This window comes from Streptomyces sp. AcH 505, from assembly GCF_000818175.1.
In the GTDB taxonomy this organism is placed as follows: Bacteria; Actinomycetota; Actinomycetes; order Streptomycetales; family Streptomycetaceae; genus Streptomyces.
In genome coordinates this window covers 2,752,902-2,765,605 of sequence record NZ_JTIY01000001.1, presented here as the reverse complement: position 1 = coordinate 2,765,605, position 12,704 = coordinate 2,752,902, and the positions used below count along the sequence as shown (strand labels likewise).

Below are 12,704 nucleotides of genomic sequence, written 5' to 3'. Positions count from 1 at the left end.
AAGGTTTTCACTCCAGCTCACTCCGGGGGCCTCTGGCCTACTCCGGAAGTCCAGCTCAGGCGGGGTGTCTACTCCGCCCCACTCCGCCAATTCTGGGCTGCTCCGGGACCTCCGCTCACGCACCGCTCACGCAGTACGGGGCTTCCTCACCGGGCCTGAACAGGCGCTACGCCCATTGTCTCGCACCCTTCCGTGCGCGGCAATGGGCCTTTGCGGAGGACAGGTTGTCCTTCACAAACGGGCGACGGCCGTACCCGGAGGTACGGCCGTCAAGGTCCGAGCAGCACGCGCAGCCATGAGCGTGGATAGGACTGTCCTGTCACCGTAGCCCCCACCACTGACAGTCGGCCGGACACGGCGAGGCCCCGGTCGCTGAGGTGCGTAGGCGGCCGGGGCTCCGGGGTACCCGCCCGCTGCCATCGGCGGACAGCGGGCGGGGGTAGGTGTCCCCTCCTGCCCGTCGCGCACCGCCGCGCCGACGGACAGGAAGTCTCAGGGGAAGCGGCGTACGAGCGGGAGCGGGCACAGCTTCTTGTGGACCCAGATGCTGCGCACCCCGCCGGAGTTGCCGGGCACGTCGCGTTCCTCGGCCTCGGCGGCCTTCATGGGCTTGTCGCAACGAGCACAGATCATGCGCGCGCCTCCCTCGACGCGCGCCACAGGGTGTGGCCCTCGTGGCACATGCTGCCGTCTCTGCTCTCCCGGCAGAAGCCGCAGCCGTCGATGTGGGCCAGGTGCTCGAAGTGCGCGTCCAGCGGGTCGGGCGCGGTCGGCGTCGCCGCACCCTCGGTCAGCTCGTTCACAGTGCCTCCCGCAGCAGAGTCCCGTCGGTGTGCCGGACCGAACCCTGGCTTTCCAGCGGGTGCTCGGAGAACGGCATCAGCCGGCGGAAGGTGACGCACGCGCGGCAGGCCCAGATGGGCCAGCCGGGCCCGGACATGGACTCGGTGAGGCCGACCTGTATCGGCTCACCTGTGCGCTCACCGCAGCAGCGGCACACCGCGAGCCGCGCCTTGGCCTGCTCGTCCTCGTCGGCGGGCCGGACGGACTGCGACGGGACCATCCACTCGGCGCCGATCCACGGCATGCGCAGCATCATCACGCCGGCGGTATCCAAAATCACCTCGCCGACGCGGCCCTGCTCGTCGACACCCAGCCACCCAGGCGACAGGGCCCAGTCGGGACCGGTCCTATGTGCCTCGGGCGTGGGGTCGGTACTCTCATCCATGACGGTCGCTCCTCGTGGCGTCGTCCGCACCCCCGGGCCTGGCCGCCGCGGGGGTTTTTCTTGTCATGAAGCGTATACCTAGCGTGCTAGGTGTTCTAGGCATTGCCTGGCTCGCGGGGAATGCCAGGTGTGCTTACCGTCGGGTAGGTGATCGACTACACCTCGGATGTTCCGCGCTGGATTCAAGTGGCCGACGTGCTCCGCGCGCGGATCGCGGACGGCACCTACGAACCGCGGTCCCGCGTGCCCTCGGTCGTCCAGCTGCAGGGCGAGTTCGGCATCGCACAGGCAACCAGCCAGAAGGTGCTCAGCCGGCTGCGCGAGGAAGGTCTCATCTACACCGTGCCCGGCATGGGGTCCTTCGTCGCCGAGCCGTCCGCCGACGCTTGACTCCGGACGCACGAAAGCGCCCCCCGCCCAGCCCGTGAGGGCCAGACAGGGGGCGCAGTTCGTTCAGTGCCGCCAGGGCGTCAGATCGAGGTCTACAGGCGGTTCCGGCGGCGGACCGGCCGGGGTGCCAGGGCCGACCTGGTGGGCCCACTTGAGGAGATCGAGGACGAACGAGGTGGTCAGCTTCCGCTGGACCCGTTCGGCGGCGAGATCCTGCCGCAGCTGGTCGGTGATCGTGGTGAAATCCGAGCGCCGGTTGGCGGCCCGGGACTGAGTCCACGTCGTCAGGCCAACCAGTGCTGCGACTCCCGTTGCGGCCAGCGCCCCCAGGTCCACGTCAAGCCTTCTTTCTGAGGTGCGGAGGGGGCGGGTCGTCCATGCCGGCCACCCAGACAATGCCGAGGGCGAACGCCACCCACCCGCACGCCGATCCGGCGCCGGCCGCGTAGGACGTCGCCGCGGCGATCGTGAACGCCGTCCCCCACAACCCGGCCGGGACGGCGAGCGCGGTGAACCCGAGCGACTGCATGCGCGGGCAGCGGACCGCCAGGCCGGCGAGGACCGCGACTAGGCCGAGGGCCACCCACATCCAGCCGAGGACGTTCATGGGCGCGTACTTCGTGATGTCGTCCAGGCCCCGGCTGGTCCCGTACCGCGGGTTGCCGAGGATGCCGAGCTTTCCGTAGCCGGCCCAGCCGAGGCCCATGGTGACGAGGAATCCGCGGCGGGGACTGACGCGCAGGACCGCCGCCCGCATCAGACGGTGGTCGTGGTCGAGGCCGAGTTCTTGTTGCCGACGACCTTGGCGACGAGGCCCTTCACGAGGGACCCGGCGGCGGCGATGCCGCCCGCGCCGACGGCCTGCCAGAAGCTGGCGTGGAACATGTCGGCCGGGCCGCCCGCGAGGGCTACGGCGCCGGAGCCGACGAGGAACGTCCAGACGACGCGCTCGCCAAGGTCTATGGCGTAGGTCTTGGCGGTCTTGCCGAGGGCGTCGAAGTCGCCGAGGTTGGGCAGGGAGGGACTGGACATGGCAGATCCGTTTCTGCTGGAAGGGAAGGGGTTGCGGCCGGGTCAGGACTGGAGCGTCTTGACCGCTGCGGCCAGTTCGAGGAGCGCCTTCTCGATGCGGTCGACCTTCAAGTTCAGGGCGACGGTGTCCTGCTCGACGTGGGCGAGGAAGTAGCCGGCGCCGTGCTCGACGGCCTTGCCCTTCGCGTCGACCTCGGTGAGCGAGCCGACGTGCAACAGGTTCTTGACGAGCGCTTCGAGCAGGTCGGTGTTCGTGGCCATGGCGGGGGTTCCCTTCGGCGGGGTGCTCGGCTGGTTCGGCGGGGTGCTCGGGGTGTCGACGTCGGCCCAGGCGCGCAGGGCCGCCTTGTCCTTGAAGGCGGCGACGTTCGTATCGACGGGCGTGGACGTGTACTGGTGGAACAGCCACTTCGCGGTGATGCGGGGCTTCCCGGCGCCGACGTAGTCCGCGATCCACAACGCGTCCCCGGCGTCGCCGGTGGTGTCGTGGTTCAGCCAGAAGTCGCGGTTGCAGTACAGGCCGACCCGGTGCGTGTCGCCCCGCAGCCGCTTCACCTCGGCGAGAAACGCATCCTTCTCGTCGCAGGTGGCGCGCTTGCCTTCCGGGGTGGTCTCCCAGTCCGCGAACAGCGGATCACCCCCCACCGAGGCGGCCTGGGCGACGAAGTATGCGGCCTGGGCCTTGATGTTGCCCGGCTGGAGGAAGTGGTAGAACCCGACCACGCACCCGGCCTTGCGGGCGTGCGCGGCCTGGGCGGTCATCTTCGGGTTGGTGTACGTGGTGCCCTGGGTGGCCTTGATGATGGCGAAGTCGATGCCCTTGGTCGACGGCTCGCTGGGCTGGTAGCTGGCCCAGTCCTGCCCGTGAACAGTCATCGCGGTCCTTTCTGGCATGCGGAAAGCCCCGGCCGTGTCGGCTCGGGGCGTCTGTGGTTGCGGCGCGGTCAGTCGATGAAGAAGTCGATGTGCAGGCGCGGGTTGGATCCGTTGCCCGTGGGCGCAGTGGTGTCGCCGCGCAGGATCGACCCGTTGGATGTGCGGAGTGTGCACACCCCGTTCGTGCCGATGACGAAGCCGCCCTCTGCGGTCCCGTCGTCCCACTGCCCGTTGATCGTGCCGACGGTCGGCCGCCACCCGGCCGGGACGGTGCAGATGTCTGTGTCGGCGATGTTGCCGCCGGAGACGGTGATGTCCGCGCCCGTGCGGTGCATGATCATGTCGAGGGTGAACGCCCGGCCGATCCGCGCCCCGGCGAAGGACGTGACCGAGAACCCGGTCGCGGCCACCAGCCCGCTGGACGTGGTGACCAGGTCCAGGCCGTCATTCAGCCGGTCAGCGGTGATGACCATCCCGGCGAGCCATTGCGTCATCGTCGTCTCCTCACAGGGCCACAACCGTGGGCTGGTCAAGTTGCAGGGCGGTGCCTGCTGTCTGGGCTTTGTGGATGCCGTTCACGGCCCGGGTCACGGTGAACGTCTGCGGGCTGCTGGTGCCGGTGATCGCGGTCACCCGCATGACCTCGCCGCCGATGACGACGTCGAAGGGGAACTCGGAGGCGAACGCGGCCGAGTCGATCCACCTTGCCGACCCGGCGGCCGTCGTCACGGACAAGCTCGTCGCCGTCGCATTCACCCCCGTGGTGAGCGTCGACCCGCCGGTGTCCGCCCGGCCCAGGACCGGATCGTTAGTGATGCCTACGATCCAGGGGCCGGCCGGTGCCGTGTTGGCGGTCCAGTCCCAGGTGAAGACGTCCAGCACCTCGGTGTAGCCGTAGGTCAGGAACTCGATGTCCTCGGGCGGCAGCCACTCGGGTGGGTGCTCGATGATCCCCTTGTCGCCGATACGCAGTCCCAGGATCGGGCCGATCAGATGTGTGGCCGTGTGCAGCTGGACGTGGACCGAGGGGTAGCGGGCGCCGGGCCATGTGCCCAGGTGCGCGCGCCATCCGGCGATGGGTTCGGTCTGCTCGTCCGTGGCCAGGTTGAGGGTGACCGTCTCGTCGTAGATGCCGACGCCGCCCTCTTCCGGGGGCAGGACGGACAGGGGTCCCTCCTCGATGACGACGCGTCCGGACGAGCCGCCGGAGCGTTCCACCGTGACGTCGTTGCGCAGGTGCTGGTCGTCCTCGACAGGCTCCAGCGGCGGGGCGACCTCCCCTTCCGCTTCGTAGTCGAGGACCAGGGCCGGGGCCTGGTTGTAGAGGCTGGTCCGGTCGCGGTAGCGCAGGGCGATGGCGTCGGACGGCTCGTAGAGGATCCCGCCGTCCGTGTCGGCGCACTCGAAGATCAGGTCGAGGATTCCGGTGGGGAGTTGGGGTCCCATGGCTTGGGCGCCCAGGGTGATGCTGCCGTCGTACACGCTCAACGGGAGGTTGGTCTCGGAGGCGAGGCGGAGCATCCGGTTGATGGCGGTCTCTCCGGCGTAGCCGGTGATCGCCCCGTCGTAGGCGGCCGTGGTGCTCGTGCTGATGACGGCGATGTGGCCCAGCGCCATGCCGTCCAGCTGGGCGGCGTACCCGTCGGGGGGCGAGGCGACACCGGTGACGCGTCCGGCGGTCCCGGTGTAGGTGCCGCCGAACCCTCCCGCGTCGCCGCCGATGTCCTGCCAGTCGACCCGCCAGCTGACGGTGGTGCCCGACTGGGAGAGGTGGAGGTTGCAGGTGTTCCACTGGTTGAACAGGTCGGCGCCGGTGGCGACGGTCTGGTTGACGACGTCGACCCCTTCGGCGTCTCTGCCGATGATCCGGGACTGGGTGTCGCGGGACTGGAGGTACCACTCCTTCACGGTGCCGCTGCCCAGGATCCGCATGACCGTGTAGAGCGTGGTCGGCACGGTGTCGAGCCGGTAGATCCACCGCACCTGCCAGCCGGTCGTGGCTCCCTTCGGAGCGGGGACCGCGCCGGACATGAGAGCACCCGGCCCGCCGTTGGACGCCAGGACAGGCAGCGGCAACGAGCTGGGCAAGGTGTTGGCGGAGGCCCAGGTCACGCCGGTCAGCCGCAGCGGGCTGACACCGGAGATGGGGCTGGACGCCTGCTTGGCGTCCGAGCCTTCCTCCATGGGCCAGTACGCCAGGACGTTGGGCTGTGTGGGGATGCGGCGGGCCAGAGTGGAGGCGAGGGGCTTGCGGCCCTGGCTGAGACGGCGCAGGATTCCGCCGGCCTCGATCGGCACCCATACGTCCTTGCCGCTGACGTCCCATCGTGGCGGCCAGGCGCTGATCTCTCCCTTGAACCGGTACTCCCGGTCGGTGATCCGCGCGGCCCCGTTGACGGTCCAGGTGCGACCGGCGCCGTCGGCGAAGGACGTGTCGCCCAGGTCCTGGACGGTGAAGTCCGGGTTCGCCACCACCGTGTTGGCGCTGTTGCGGATCTCCACCTTGTGGACCCGGCCGGGCAGGGGCGGCGTCGCGCCGACGGTCACCCCGACGACCAGAGGCGACGAGCCGCTGAAGATGGAGGTGACCGGCTGGACGAAGTCCGCGTCCGTGCTGAACTGGGTCCAGGGCCCGGCGATGGACGGGGCCGTGTACATGCGCAGCATGCTGTGGCTGGTGCCATCGTTGACGTCCAGGACGACGCGCACCGCGGCGCGGCCGGGCAGGGGCGGCAGCTGCCAGCCGTACACCACGGCGTCCGCGCCGGTGGTCGACCACTGGAACCGAAGGAACTGATCCCGCACATACAGCAGCCAAGACGCCTGGTTGAGGGTGGAGTACTTCCCCATCAGCAGGTGAGTGCCGGGCGTCTGCCAGTCGACGGTGGCCTCGTAGCGGACGTCGATGTCGCCGACGATGTCGAGGACCGAGGCGTCCGGGGTCGACGCCGTATCCGGTGTCTCGCCGGTCAGTTCGAGGTAGGGCTCGACACCGGGGACGCTCACCCGCACCGGGGTGTTGCGGCCGATGAGCCCGTAGTACGGGGAGCGCGGGTTGCTCGAAGAGAACCGGCCGTCCCGGTTGTTGAACGAGATCGTGGCCCGGCCGGGGTCGACGCGCTGTCCCTCGTCCGCGCGCCCGTACGAGATCGTGATCGGGTCCCGGGTGAACGCCCACTCGGTGACGTCCGTCCAGGCCGCACCGACTTGGAGGTCCACCTGGACGTCCAGCGGGTCATCGGGAAACGCCATGTCACAGTCCTCCGAACGCGAGCTGGACGTTGCCGCCGCCGTCCTTGCGGACGATGCCGCGGATGAGCTTGCGGACCTCGGCAGGCCCCGCGATCTCGATACGGATATCGGCCTGCGCGCGGCCGCCGCCGCCCGCCATGAGCGGTGCGGCGCCGGGCCCCATCTGCCGGCCCATCGCCTGCGCGGCGGACGACGAGGGCACCTGGACCAGGCCGGCCATCGCCTGATCGAGCATGCCCTGCTTCGACTCGGCGCCTTCGACGATGCCGGGCGGGATCCACTGCCCCACCTCGTCGGCGAGCACCTTCGACGGGCTGCCGATCCCGAGGGCCTTGGCGATCGGCCCGGGTACCGCGGCCTTCGCGAATGACATGAGCTGGCTGCGCAGCCAACCGCCCATCGACAGGACGCCGCGCAGGAGCCCGCGTACGACGTCCTGGCCCTTGCCGAACAGGAGTGAGCCGAGGTTGCCGAGGGCGCCGCTGATCTTTCCGGGCATGGTCCGGATGAAGCCGACCACGGCGTTCCACCCGGCCACCGCCCCGGACCTGATCTTCGACCAGTGCTTGATCAGCAGACCGGGGAGGGTGAAGTTGAGGAAGACGGCGAGGATCATCTGCCCCGCCCATTTGATCTTGCCCCAGATCCAGGTCCATACGGCGCCGGTGGCCGCCGCGATCTTGTCCCAGTTGAGGATGATCAGGACGACCAGGGCGATGACGGCGGCGGTGATCCAGCCGATCGGGCCCATCGCGATCAGCCACTGTGCGGCCATGACCGCGGCCCACACAACGGCGCGCGCGGCCATCATGAGGAACTGCCCGGCCGCCGTCAGGCCGGCCCGGACGACGGCTGCGATCCAGGTGCCGATGGAGACCAGGGCGCTGCCCACCCATGCGGCCGCCGTGGTGGTGGCCGAAGCGACCGCGCCGATGGCGATGCGGGCGTAGGCCATCAGGCCGACGGCCATCATCCGCGTCCACCCGCCGATGGCCAGGAACGCGGTGGAGTTCTGTAGCGCCTGCGCCGTGGTGGCGATCGCCGTGTAGGTGGCGTACACCTTCTGCGCGGCGGAGACCAGGAGGATGATCCCGGCGACCGCGGTCAGCGCACCGACCAGTCCCTTGGTCGCGCCCATGTTGTCCATGGCAAATCCGGCGATGCCGCCGGCCGCCTGGCCCAGCTCGGTCATCACGGTCCGCTTGAAGGACTCCAGCGCGGCCTTCGGGTTGTCGCCCACGGACTTGACCATCTTGTCCGCTGCGCCGGCCGTCTTGTCCATGCCTGCCGACGCTGCGGCGGTGGCCGGGTCCAGGGCGAACAGGGCGTTGCCCATGACGGTGCCCGGGTCGCCGAACAGCGCGGTGGCCGCGTTGAGCTTGGTCTGCTCGTTCTTGGTGCCGCGTAGCTTGTCGAGCGTCAGCCCCAGGGCCGCCTCGGCAGTGCTGCCCCCGGCACCGATCTTCTTCGCCATGTCGGTGGAGGACAGGCCGATGGACTTGAACGCGGCGTCGACCGCTGTGCCGCCGGCCAGGGTCAGCTCACCGAACTGCCCGATGGCGTCGGCGACCTGGTCCGCGTCCTTGGCGCCGGCCTTCAGCCCCTGCGATAGCAGACCGGTTGCCGTCTGCCCGTCCAGGCCGATCCGCCGGAACTGGGTGGAGTACTCGTTGAACGTCTCCAGCAGGTCGCCTGCTTTGTCGGCGCTGCCCTGTAGCCCCTTGGTGAGGATGTCGAACGCCTCGTCGGCGTTGTCCGCGAGGCCGGTGCGGATCATCTGCCCGGCGGCGGCCGTCGCCATGGTCAGGTCCTGGTCGAAGGTCGAGGCCAGCGCGAGGGCCTTGGTCGTGATCCCTTCGAGGCCGCCCTCGGCCTGGGAGGTGTCGCCGATGTTCTGGTAGACGCCCTTGATGGCGAGGTTCACCTCGTCAACGGACTCGCCCCACGCGTTCTCGTACACCGACGCGGAGACCTCGGCGACCTGCGCGGCCTCTGCCGGGCCGAGGCCGAGCTGCGCGGCGAGCTTGTCGCCGGCCGCCTCCATGTCCATGTTCTGCATGACGCTGGCGCCGAGCAGCGCCGCGAACCCCACGCCGATCCCGGCCGCCGCGGTGTTGAACTTCTCGCCGATCGCGCCGACTTCGCCGGAGGCCCGGTCTCGCGCGACCAGGTTGAAGACCAGGGATGTGTCCGACACGGGCGGCTCACCTCTTCAGTTTTTCGGCGGCCTCGTCGTTGGCCTTCTTGTACGCGTCGAGCCAGTCGAGATACATGTCGGTCTCTTCGGCCGTGAAGGTGTCCCAGTCGCGGGCCTTGATCCCGAGGAGATGGGCGGCGTTGCCGAGCTGCCTCAGTCGGCGATCGGCAGCTGGGCTTTTCCCGCTTCCTCGACATCGTCGAAGGCGGTCTCGATCTCCGCGTCGATGGTGACCAGCGCCCCGGCGAGCTGGTCACCGTGCAGGTTCTCCAGCATCCGCTCGCGCATCTGCTGCAACTCCTGGCGGGAGTACTCCAGGGACAGTTCGTCCCACGCGAAGTCGACGTCCTCGAACTTGACCTTGGCGTGGTCGCGGCGCAGGTAGGTGAACAGCAGGGCCCGCCGGCACAGGGCGTTGCCCTGCAAGACGTCGGTGGTGAACTGGCTGAAGTTGCGGTCCGTGCGCCGCTCAAGGTCTTCGCGCTCCACCGACATGAGCTTCTTCGGGTTGTAGCGCCAGCGCGTCGGCTCGGCCTGGCCTTCGGGGGTGTAGACGAGGAACATCAGCGGTTTCCTTCTCGGGCTCTGGCCGCGAGGCGGCGGGCCATGTCCTCCATGGCCTCGTGCACGGCGAGGGTGTACTGGTCGGTGTCGTTCTCGAAGGCGTGGTCGAACCACTGGCGTTTGCCTTCTTGCGTGCGCCACGGCTCGTGGCCGTAGGTGAGGGTCCGCCACCCGCCGCTCCTGCGGTTGGTCCGCTTCGGCGCGTTGGCGAACCCGCGGAGCCCCGGCGTCTTGAACGCCTTCACCCGGGCGCCGGACCACCGGCCGCCGAGCTTGACCTCGGGCCGGATCTTCTTCGCGATCCCGGCCCGCAGGCCGGCCCCGGTGCCCATACCGGCCGAGCCCATCGCCATGATCGAGGACTTGGCCATCAGCGCCCCGGGCTTCAGCGCCTCGCGCATGTTCTTCGCGAGTTCCTTGCGCAGGGCCTTGCCGTCGGCCTCCTGGCGGATCGCGCGGACCAGGGCGTCCAGGCCCTCGTGCGTGACCCGGAGATCGAAGGGCGGGCCGCCGGAGGGCATCAGGCCGTGGCCCGGACCACGGCCCCGGACGTCGGGTAGCCGACGGACACCGACGCCTCGTCACCGACGGATCCCTCGATGGGGTTCCACCCGTTGATCAGGACGTTGCCGGTCCACTCCGGGTTGGACGTCGACTTGGCCGCGTTGTCGAGGCGCACAGCGAAGGGGACGACGGTCCCCAGCAGCGGCCACATGATCGCGTCGATCTTCGTGGCGGCCACGTCCTGGAGGAACTCCAGCCCCAGCTCACCGGACTTGAGACCGCCGAGGACTTCCTTCCACCCGAGCGACGCGTAGGTGGTGACGTCCTTGTCCTCCACCTCCACGCTGACCTCAGCCTTGCGGGCGTAGCCCGAGAGGTCGCTACCACCGAGGCTGACGAATGCCGCCAGCAGAACCATCTTTGCCATGGGGGATCACCTGATTCCGAGAGAGACGGCGAGCATGAAACTGGGCGCGGTGCCGGAGATGGTCCAGGCGACCCGGTAGTACGTGTCCGCCAGGGCCAGCCCGTCACCGCGCAGGATCTGTCCGCCGGGCGCGGTGGCCGGAGCGAACGTCAGCTGCGTGGTGGGCGAGGCGAATCCGGCGCTGTCGTCGGACTCGATCCGGGCAGTGAGGGACGGGGTGGTGCCGGCCGCCGACAGGACGTGCAGCGCGGCGTAGAGCCGCTTCCCGGCCGGGATGGCCCCGAGGTTGAGGGCGGTGCCGAGACCGGTCGCGGTGCGGGCGGTCCCCGGCGGGTGGGCGATCTGTCCGCGCACCATCGGCCACGACGACTTCACCGTGCCGGTCCAGGGGGCGACCTCGCCGACCGCGTCACCCAGCTTGTAGTCGGTGCGCATCCCGAGGGTGAAGTACGCCAGGGCGCCAACGACGCTGTCGTTGGGGCAGACCGTGTAGGGACCGCGGCCGCCGAGGTCGGACCAGGATGCGTTGTCGACGAGCCCGGGGTCGCCAGCCTCCCACTGCCCCTCGCCGGAGATCTCCGCCGAGCCCAGCCCGCCGATGACTTCCTTCCACCCCTGGCTGCGGTAGTTGGTCGTGTCCTTGTCCTCGATCTCCGAGGACAGCTCGATCTTGTTGGAGGCGCCTGACAGGTCCGCCCCCGGGCTGAACAGCCTGCAATCGAGCAGCACTTGCTTGCCCATCAGGCCCCCTCTCCAATGATCTTGATGGCGAGTTCGGCGCCGACGAACTGCGTGCCCTGGTGCTCGTACCAGCGGTAGCCCTGCACACGCATGACGTGGAAGTCGTCGGCCAGGCCGCCCAGCGCGGACTCGCCCGGGGCGCCCCGAGCCTGCTCGATGGCCTGCTTCAGGGACCCGGGCCCGGAGCCGGACAGCATCGCGTCGAGGATCACCTGCGCCGACTTGTCATCGGCCCGGCCCACCAGGACCCGGCAGGTCAGCTCGACCTCGTCGAGGCTGCGGCGCATCGCCTTGTCGAAGTCGACGGTGTACTCGCCGCAGAAGAAGTGCGGGGCGACGACGGAGTCCGGGACATACCCGGTGCACGTCAGCTTCGGCATGCCCTCCGGCAGGACCACGGCCCGCGCCGCGTCCGCGATCGCGTCACGAATCGCCGCCATCTGCATGGCGATCACCTCGCGGTTCTCTGCGCTTGCGCGCGGCCGGCGCGCCGCCGTCGGGTACTTCCTCGGCGACGCCGGCCGCGACGAGGTGCGCGGCCGCGGCGGTGGGCAGTTCGGTGGGCACGCCCTTCGCGGGCCAGGGCTGGCCGTCGCGCGTGCCGCTCATCTCGACCAGCATGCGGATCTTCATGGGCGGTCCCTCTCTATCCGAAGCCGGGGAGGATGAACGGTTCGATCAGCGCCCAGACGTCGGGGTCCCGGCGGGACAGCCGGACCACACCCCACTCGGCCGAGCCGGTCACGCCCTCCGGGCTGTCCTTGCGCTTGTAGAGGCGGGCGGCCTGGATGAGCGCGGCCTCGGCCACGTCGTCCGGGACGGCCGGCCAACCGAACCTGGCGGTGACCTGCACGCGGGTGGCGGCCGTACCCCAGGTGCCGCTGACGCGCAGCAGCCCGGTGATCGGCGCCCCGTCCAGCAGGGCGTTGTCCGGGCTGGTCTCGTAGCCGGTGACGGGCCCTGATCCGGTCTGGACGGTCAGCCCTTCGAGGCTGCCGATGTCGCCGACCAGGAGGAGATCCCCGTCCGCCTCGCGCACGACCCGGCCCCGCAGGTTGAAGGTCCGCGCCACGGGCTCCTCGTCCAGCCAGAACCGGCGGCCGCACGCGCGCTCGATGCCGCGCGATGCTGCGGCGAGCGCCTTGGCCAGCTGCTCGTCACGGCTGTCGTCCGACGGGTCGATGTTGCTGCGGTCCTTGAGCGCGGCGACGGTGCCGTAGTCCTGGGCCACGTCAGGTCTTCTCGGTCCGCCGCGGCTGGCGGGACTTCGGCGCCGCCGACCGGGCATCGCCGGTCGACGGGCCCGGGGTGGGACTGGCCGACGGCGCGTGGCCGCGCAGCTTCAGCTGCTCGTCGACCTGGGCTACACGCTCGTCCATGCCCCGGGTCGCGTAGCCGGCGCGCTCGCGCAGGAGCGCCGCGACCATCGGGTCGTCGGTCTGGGGTTCGTCGCTCATCGCATCCTCCAGCGATTCGGTACGGACAGGGCCCGC

The 12,704-nt window shown here is 69.9% G+C and carries 19 protein-coding genes; 1 reads left to right on the top strand and 18 read right to left on the bottom strand.

The window, feature by feature from the left end; all coding sequences use genetic code 11:
• Nucleotides 1-492 precede the first annotated feature (492 nt).
• From HY68_RS42760 to HY68_RS12710, 3 genes are read right to left on the bottom strand one after another with little or no spacing between them, the layout of a single operon-like run.
• A complete protein-coding gene (locus tag HY68_RS42760; RefSeq protein WP_157874335.1) occupies nt 493-633 on the bottom strand; it encodes a hypothetical protein in 141 nt (46 codons plus the stop codon).
• Nucleotides 630-803: a hypothetical protein gene (locus HY68_RS42755; RefSeq protein ID WP_157874334.1), complete on the bottom strand. Its 174-nt coding sequence runs from the start codon at nt 801-803 to the stop codon at nt 630-632. Before HY68_RS42755 ends, HY68_RS42760 begins: the two co-directional genes overlap by 4 nt.
• Entirely contained in the window at nt 800-1,228 is a 429-nt protein-coding gene (locus HY68_RS12710) for a hypothetical protein (RefSeq protein ID WP_041988184.1), read from the bottom strand. Before HY68_RS12710 ends, HY68_RS42755 begins: the two co-directional genes overlap by 4 nt.
• Nucleotides 1,229-1,375: 147 nt before the next feature.
• Here HY68_RS12710 and HY68_RS12705 point away from each other — a divergent pair, with 147 nt between their 5' ends.
• Nucleotides 1,376-1,618: a GntR family transcriptional regulator gene (locus HY68_RS12705; protein ID WP_198533259.1), complete on the top strand. Its 243-nt coding sequence runs from the start codon at nt 1,376-1,378 to the stop codon at nt 1,616-1,618.
• A 63-nt stretch (nt 1,619-1,681) separates the two neighbouring features.
• On the opposite strand, the gene HY68_RS12700 is transcribed toward HY68_RS12705, so the two are convergent.
• The 15 genes from HY68_RS12700 to HY68_RS12630 all read right to left on the bottom strand — a co-directional run bounded on the left by HY68_RS12700 (nt 1,682) and on the right by HY68_RS12630 (nt 12,668).
• Complete coding sequence (locus tag HY68_RS12700; protein ID WP_041988182.1) at nt 1,682-1,954, bottom strand: hypothetical protein; 273 nt, start codon at nt 1,952-1,954, stop codon at nt 1,682-1,684.
• 1 nt (nt 1,955) lies between these two features.
• Nucleotides 1,956-2,375, bottom strand: a complete 420-nt coding sequence (locus HY68_RS12695; RefSeq protein WP_041988179.1) for a hypothetical protein — start codon at nt 2,373-2,375, stop codon at nt 1,956-1,958.
• Complete coding sequence (locus HY68_RS12690; RefSeq protein WP_041988176.1) at nt 2,375-2,650, bottom strand: hypothetical protein; 276 nt, start codon at nt 2,648-2,650, stop codon at nt 2,375-2,377. The genes HY68_RS12695 and HY68_RS12690 overlap by 1 nt, the downstream gene beginning before the upstream one ends.
• 42 nt (nt 2,651-2,692) lie before the next feature.
• On the bottom strand, nt 2,693-3,526 hold the full coding sequence (locus tag HY68_RS12685) for a GH25 family lysozyme (protein WP_063779637.1): 834 nt from the start codon (nt 3,524-3,526) through the stop codon (nt 2,693-2,695).
• 68 nt (nt 3,527-3,594) lie between these two features.
• Nucleotides 3,595-4,020: a hypothetical protein gene (locus HY68_RS12680; RefSeq protein ID WP_041988173.1), complete on the bottom strand. Its 426-nt coding sequence runs from the start codon at nt 4,018-4,020 to the stop codon at nt 3,595-3,597.
• A gap of 10 nt (nt 4,021-4,030) precedes the next feature.
• The gene (locus tag HY68_RS12675) at nt 4,031-6,778 is read right to left on the bottom strand and encodes a hypothetical protein (RefSeq protein WP_041988170.1); all 2,748 of its coding nucleotides are present in this window, start codon (nt 6,776-6,778) and stop codon (nt 4,031-4,033) included.
• Nucleotide 6,779: 1 nt separating this feature from the next.
• Nucleotides 6,780-8,975, bottom strand: a complete 2,196-nt coding sequence (locus HY68_RS12670) for a phage tail tape measure protein (RefSeq protein ID WP_052457085.1) — start codon at nt 8,973-8,975, stop codon at nt 6,780-6,782.
• A gap of 153 nt (nt 8,976-9,128) precedes the next feature.
• Nucleotides 9,129-9,539 (bottom strand): hypothetical protein, encoded by a 411-nt coding sequence (locus HY68_RS12665; protein WP_041988166.1) that lies wholly within the window; start codon nt 9,537-9,539, stop codon nt 9,129-9,131.
• A complete protein-coding gene (locus HY68_RS12660; RefSeq protein ID WP_041988163.1) occupies nt 9,539-10,060 on the bottom strand; it encodes a hypothetical protein in 522 nt (173 codons plus the stop codon). Before HY68_RS12660 ends, HY68_RS12665 begins: the two co-directional genes overlap by 1 nt.
• Nucleotides 10,060-10,470, bottom strand: a complete 411-nt coding sequence (locus HY68_RS12655; protein ID WP_041988160.1) for a hypothetical protein — start codon at nt 10,468-10,470, stop codon at nt 10,060-10,062. Before HY68_RS12655 ends, HY68_RS12660 begins: the two co-directional genes overlap by 1 nt.
• Nucleotides 10,471-10,476: 6 nt before the next feature.
• A complete protein-coding gene (locus HY68_RS12650; RefSeq protein ID WP_041988157.1) occupies nt 10,477-11,211 on the bottom strand; it encodes a hypothetical protein in 735 nt (244 codons plus the stop codon).
• A complete protein-coding gene (locus HY68_RS12645; RefSeq protein WP_041988154.1) occupies nt 11,211-11,657 on the bottom strand; it encodes a hypothetical protein in 447 nt (148 codons plus the stop codon). The genes HY68_RS12650 and HY68_RS12645 overlap by 1 nt, the downstream gene beginning before the upstream one ends.
• On the bottom strand, nt 11,635-11,844 hold the full coding sequence (locus tag HY68_RS12640) for a hypothetical protein (RefSeq protein ID WP_041988151.1): 210 nt from the start codon (nt 11,842-11,844) through the stop codon (nt 11,635-11,637). The genes HY68_RS12645 and HY68_RS12640 overlap by 23 nt, the downstream gene beginning before the upstream one ends.
• Nucleotides 11,845-11,857: 13 nt before the next feature.
• A complete protein-coding gene (locus HY68_RS12635) occupies nt 11,858-12,442 on the bottom strand; it encodes a hypothetical protein (protein WP_041988148.1) in 585 nt (194 codons plus the stop codon).
• A 1-nt stretch (nt 12,443) separates the two neighbouring features.
• Nucleotides 12,444-12,668, bottom strand: a complete 225-nt coding sequence (locus tag HY68_RS12630; protein ID WP_041988145.1) for a hypothetical protein — start codon at nt 12,666-12,668, stop codon at nt 12,444-12,446.
• Nucleotides 12,669-12,704: the final 36 nt, after the last annotated feature.

Coding starts and splice junctions, on each gene's coding strand:
- HY68_RS12680 (WP_041988173.1), bottom strand. CDS start 4,020: ATGACGCAATGGCTCGCCGGGATGGTCATCACCGCTGACCGGCTGAAT.
- HY68_RS12630 (WP_041988145.1), bottom strand. CDS start 12,668: ATGAGCGACGAACCCCAGACCGACGACCCGATGGTCGCGGCGCTCCTG.
- HY68_RS12665 (WP_041988166.1), bottom strand. CDS start 9,539: ATGTTCCTCGTCTACACCCCCGAAGGCCAGGCCGAGCCGACGCGCTGG.
- HY68_RS12710 (WP_041988184.1), bottom strand. CDS start 1,228: ATGGATGAGAGTACCGACCCCACGCCCGAGGCACATAGGACCGGTCCC.
- HY68_RS42760 (WP_157874335.1), bottom strand. CDS start 633: ATGATCTGTGCTCGTTGCGACAAGCCCATGAAGGCCGCCGAGGCCGAG.
- HY68_RS12695 (WP_041988179.1), bottom strand. CDS start 2,375: ATGCGGGCGGCGGTCCTGCGCGTCAGTCCCCGCCGCGGATTCCTCGTC.
- HY68_RS12650 (WP_041988157.1), bottom strand. CDS start 11,211: ATGGGCAAGCAAGTGCTGCTCGATTGCAGGCTGTTCAGCCCGGGGGCG.
- HY68_RS12690 (WP_041988176.1), bottom strand. CDS start 2,650: ATGTCCAGTCCCTCCCTGCCCAACCTCGGCGACTTCGACGCCCTCGGC.
- HY68_RS12640 (WP_041988151.1), bottom strand. CDS start 11,844: ATGAAGATCCGCATGCTGGTCGAGATGAGCGGCACGCGCGACGGCCAG.
- HY68_RS12675 (WP_041988170.1), bottom strand. CDS start 6,778: ATGGCGTTTCCCGATGACCCGCTGGACGTCCAGGTGGACCTCCAAGTC.
- HY68_RS12645 (WP_041988154.1), bottom strand. CDS start 11,657: ATGCAGATGGCGGCGATTCGTGACGCGATCGCGGACGCGGCGCGGGCC.
- HY68_RS12685 (WP_063779637.1), bottom strand. CDS start 3,526: ATGACTGTTCACGGGCAGGACTGGGCCAGCTACCAGCCCAGCGAGCCG.
- HY68_RS12660 (WP_041988163.1), bottom strand. CDS start 10,060: ATGCCCTCCGGCGGCCCGCCCTTCGATCTCCGGGTCACGCACGAGGGC.
- HY68_RS12655 (WP_041988160.1), bottom strand. CDS start 10,470: ATGGCAAAGATGGTTCTGCTGGCGGCATTCGTCAGCCTCGGTGGTAGC.